This window comes from Bacillus sp. JJ1764 (assembly GCF_036962145.1).
GTDB lineage: Bacteria > Bacillota > Bacilli > Bacillales > Cytobacillaceae > Neobacillus.
The window spans coordinates 1-4,885 of the sequence record NZ_JBALNY010000012.1 but is presented as its reverse complement, the minus strand read 5'-3'; the positions used below and the strand labels follow the sequence as shown (position 1 = coordinate 4,885).

4 protein-coding genes are annotated in these 4,885 nt (G+C 43.9%); all 4 read left to right on the top strand.

Features of this window, described 5'->3' with window-relative positions; all coding sequences use genetic code 11:
- The first annotated feature begins 363 nt into the window (after positions 1-363).
- The gene (locus tag V7083_RS01880) at positions 364-1,725 is read left to right on the top strand and encodes an NAD(P)-dependent oxidoreductase (RefSeq protein ID WP_335474778.1); all 1,362 of its coding nucleotides are present in this window, start codon (positions 364-366) and stop codon (positions 1,723-1,725) included.
- 42 nt (positions 1,726-1,767) lie between these two features.
- Positions 1,768-3,054, top strand: a complete 1,287-nt coding sequence (preA, locus tag V7083_RS01875) for an NAD-dependent dihydropyrimidine dehydrogenase subunit PreA (RefSeq protein WP_335474777.1) — start codon at positions 1,768-1,770, stop codon at positions 3,052-3,054.
- A 22-nt stretch (positions 3,055-3,076) separates the two neighbouring features.
- Positions 3,077-4,495, top strand: a complete 1,419-nt coding sequence (gene hydA, locus V7083_RS01870; RefSeq protein WP_335474775.1) for a dihydropyrimidinase — start codon at positions 3,077-3,079, stop codon at positions 4,493-4,495.
- 126 nt (positions 4,496-4,621) lie between these two features.
- The coding region (locus V7083_RS01865; protein ID WP_335474772.1) for a cytosine permease at positions 4,622-4,885 on the top strand (264 nt) is incomplete at its 3' end.

The following is a 4,885-nucleotide window of genomic DNA, read 5'->3' as shown; positions in this document are numbered from 1 at the left end:
CCAGAACCGTACTCCCACAGGAGTCTTCGTGCCTTCCGCTCCAATCAACAGGGTACAAAAAATCAACAATGTCGTTTAACATAGCTATTTTTTAAAAAACACATCTGGAATTTTTACAATTTTCGCAATTTGCATATGTTAGATTGAAATTGTACAGGTTTCCGTGCTGAGTTATTCATTTTACATACTGAGTAATCAAAAGCCCGTTTCATTTTACAAGTTGTATGGTGTAAAGACGAGATTCACTTTGTAAAATAGATTATGGTACAGAATATTCAGCTAATTAAATAAAGGAGGCTAAAGTAACTAAAGCGCTTACATTTACGTAATGGTGTGGTCCATTTATAAAAAGGAGGGCTTTATTTGGCTATTGAAAAAAAGCAACGTATTTCCTTAACAGACCTCGAACAGAACTTCCAAGAGGTTGAACCTGGTCTTACCAATCGTGAAGCATTGGAAGAAGCCAATCGCTGCCTCTACTGTTATGATGCCCCATGCATAAAAGCCTGCCCAACAGGTATTGACATTCCTACCTTTATTAAAAAAATTGCTTCTGGAAATCTACTCGGATCTGCTAAAACAATCATGACTTCCAATCCGGTTGGTGCAAGCTGTGCAAGAGTTTGTCCAACGGAAGAACTATGTGAGGGAGCATGTGTCCTCAATCATTCAACAAAACCGATTATGATTGGCAATCTGCAACGATATGCCACAGATTGGGCCATTCAAAATCAGCAACCCCTTTTTAATCCTGGAACCTCCAATGGTCAAAAAATAGCCGTGATTGGTGGCGGTCCTGCAGGAATATCAGCTGCCCGTGAGCTGGCCAGATTAGGCTATGATGTCACCATTTTTGAAGCAGCCTCCAAAGCGGGTGGCCTAAATACTTACGGTATCGTATCATTCCGTCTGCCGCAACGAATTTCCTATTGGGAAGTGGAGCAGGTCGAAAAATTAAATGTCAACATTCGCACCAACATTGTAGTTGGAAAAGATATTACAGCACAAGAATTATTAGATCAATTTGACCGCATTGTCTTAGCGGTAGGTATGAGCCACGTTCCGAATCTTGGTATTGAAGGTGAGGAGTTGGATGGTGTTCATGATGCGATTGAATTTGTTAAATCGACAAAGGATGGGCAGATTGCACAAGACTTCCTCGGAAAACGGGTGGTCGTGATTGGCGCTGGGAATACGGCAATCGATGGTGCCACTTGTTCGATCCGTCTAGGTGCCGAAAACGTCAAAATTCTTTATCGCCGAACTGCCGAAGAAATGACTGCTTATGATTTTGAATATGAATTTGCCAAGATGGATGGCGTTGAATTTCGCTGGCTGACCGCACCTAATCGAATCATAGGTGAAAATGGGAAGGTTACCGGAATTGAATGCGTTAAAATGGCGCTGGGTGAACCTGAAATGGATGGTCGCCGCCGGCCGATTGCTGTTGAAGGCTCTGAATATGTCATCCCGGTTGACGCGGTGATCAAAGCTATCGGACAAACAAGACATCTTGATCTGATTCAGCAATTCTCCCTTGAACACGATGGTGGTGTTGTCAAAGTGGATCAAGAGACAAAACAAACTTCGAATCCGAAGGTCTACGCTTGTGGAGATGTCATTTTTGGAAAAGGAAAAGGAGAAGCCATGGTGGTGACCGCAGCCCAGCAAGGGAAAGAGGTAGCCCATACGATTCATAAGCAGTTTTCAGCTGTTGAAGCGTAAGATTGCTCTAGTTAAATAGACTTTTTCTAAGGGGGAAATTAGATGGCTGATTTACGGATTAATCTGGCAGGAATAAAGTCTCCAAATCCATTCTGGCTCGCATCGGCACCTCCAACCAACTCTGGGTACCAAGTGCAGCGGGCATTTGAAGCAGGATGGGGAGGAGCTGTTTGGAAAACATTAGGCGATCCGATTCTCAATGTTTCTTCCAGGTTTGCAGCAATCAGTTTTAACGGGCAAAGGGTTGCGGGTTTTAATAATATTGAACTGATTACGGACCGGCCGCTTGAGGTCAATTTAAAGGAAATCTATGAAACGAAAAAAAGATTCCCAAATCATGCTGTGATCGCTTCTTTAATGGTAGAGCCAAATCAGGAGAAATGGCATGAAATTGTGAAGCGGGTAGAGGATGTTGGAGTCGATGGACTTGAATTAAATTTCGGCTGCCCGCACGGAATGGCTGAACGGGGTATGGGTTCGGCATCTGGGCAGGTCCCGGCACTTGTTGAAAAACAAACCTACTGGGTCAAAGAAGTAGCCAGAACACCGGTCATTGTCAAATTAACCCCAAATATCACTGATATTACGGCTACAGCAGAAGCGGCCTGCAATGGCGGTGCCGATGCGATCAGTATGATTAACACGATAAATAGTTTAATGGGAGTGGATCTTGAAACGTGGAATACCATTCCACATGTTGCCGGAAAAGGAGCACACGGAGGCTATTGCGGACCGGCAGTAAAGCCGATTGCCTTGAATATGGTTGCTGAGTGTGCCAGACATCCCCACATCAACGTCCCCATTTCAGGTATAGGCGGTATTTCCAATTGGCAGGATGCCGTAGAGTTTATGCTGATGGGAGCGACCGGGGTCCAAGTGTGTACTGCCGCGATGCACCATGGCTTCCGTATTGTCGAGGATATGATAGAGGGACTCAGCAACTATCTTGACAGTAAGGGAATTGCTGCTGTGTCTGATCTCATCGGCAAATCCGTACCGAAATACTCTGATTGGGGTAACCTCGATCTAAACTACAATATTGTCGCAAAAATAAATACGGATGTGTGCATAAACTGCAATAAATGTCACATCGCTTGTGAGGATACATCCCATCAATGTATCGATATGCTGACAGATGCTTCAGGAAAAAAATATCTAAAGGTTCGTGAAGAAGATTGTGTCGGCTGTAATTTATGTTCGATTGTCTGCCCGGTTGACGGGGCAATAGATATGATTGAAGCACCAAAAGAGTTGCCGGCAATGACATGGAACGAGCGACAGGCAGCTTTAAGTGTTGCCGCTGAATGCAAGGCAGATGTAACAAAGTAACTAAATGGGAGGGTAAAATCAGATGAAAAAATTGATTAAAAATGGAACCATCATAACAGCTACAGATACTTTTCAAGGGGAACTATTAATAGAGGATGGAAAAATAGCACAAATTGGGGCACAGCTTTCTGCGATTGGAGCAGAAGTAATCGATGCCAAGGGCTGTCTCGTTTTTCCAGGCGGAATTGATCCCCATACCCATTTAGATATGCCTTTTGGCGGTACAGTTACGAAGGATGACTTTGAAACCGGCACAATTGCTGCAGCTTTTGGAGGAACCACCTCCATTATAGATTTTTGTTTAACCAATAAAGGCGAGCCCTTAAAAAATGCCATTCAAACTTGGCATACCAAATCTAAGGATAAAGCCGTCATTGATTATGGCTTCCATTTAATGATATCTGAAATCAATGAAGACGTCCTTGGCGAACTGCCTCAGGTGATCCAAGAAGAAGGAATTACCTCGTTTAAAGTATTTATGGCTTACAAAAATGTCTTCCAAGCTGATGATGAAACGTTATTCAAAACACTGGTCACCGCAAAAGATCTTGGTGCGTTAGTCATGGTCCATGCTGAAAATGGCGACGTTATTGACTATTTAACGAAAAAAGCGCTGGCAGATGGAAATACGGATCCGATTTATCATGCGTTGACAAGACCTCCTGAATTAGAAGGTGAGGCAACCGGGCGGGCTGCCAGATTTACTGGTCTAGCAAACTCCCAATTATATGTGGTTCACGTTTCCTGTGCAGATGCCGTGGAAAAAATTGCTGAAGCTCGCAGCAAAGGCTATAACGTATGGGGGGAAACATGTCCGCAATATCTTGTTCTCGATCAAAGCTATTTGGAGAAGCCAAACTTTGAAGGCGCCAAATATGTTTGGTCACCGCCGTTGCGTGAGAAATGGAATCAAGAGGTGCTTTGGAATGCCTTAAAGAGCGGGCAGCTGCAAACTCTCGGCTCTGACCAATGCTCCTTTGATTTTAAAGGACAAAAGGACTTAGGAAGAGGGGATTTTACCAAAATCCCGAATGGCGGACCGATCATTGAAGACCGCCTGACGATTTTATTCTCCGAGGGGGTGAAAAAGGGAAGAATCACCTTAAACCAGTTTGTCGATATCACCTCAACGAGGATTGCCAAGCTGTTTGGTTTGTTCCCGAAAAAAGGAACCATCTCTGTTGGGGCTGATGCTGATTTGGTGATTTTCGACCCAACTATCGAGCGGGTCATATCGGCAGAAACGCATCACATGGCAGTTGACTACAACGCATTTGAAGGAATGAAAGTAACCGGTGAACCCGTATCTGTTTTAGTCCGCGGCGAGTTCGTCATCCGCGACAAGCAATTTGTCGGTACGCCAGGGAAGGGCCAGTATTTAAAGAGAGCGAAATACAATACCCATTCTACCGTAACGTCTAATCAAACCTTATCTATCTAGCAATAGATCCAAGCCCACTCTCTTGAACACCTCCGGCAATTGCTTAGAAATAAGCAGTTGCTCCTTTTTAAAAGAATGTATTGGTTGATAAACGTTTAAAATCATTAACCGAAATGGAGTGTTCATATGAAAAGAAGCCATTTAAAATCTCCTGATTTGCTGCCCATTAAGCAAAAAGACCGAAATATTACAAAACTGGGATATTCCTTTATGTGGGTTGGGATGGTTGTCGTCCTTGCCACCTTTGCCATCGGTGGGGCTGGTGTCGTGTCCCTTTCACTGCCTTGGGTCATTCTCGCCACAATCATCGGCAGTTTGGCCATCGGTTTTTTCATTTCGTTAATTGCCGATATCGGTATCGAACATGGATTATCATTTCCCGTCTACATG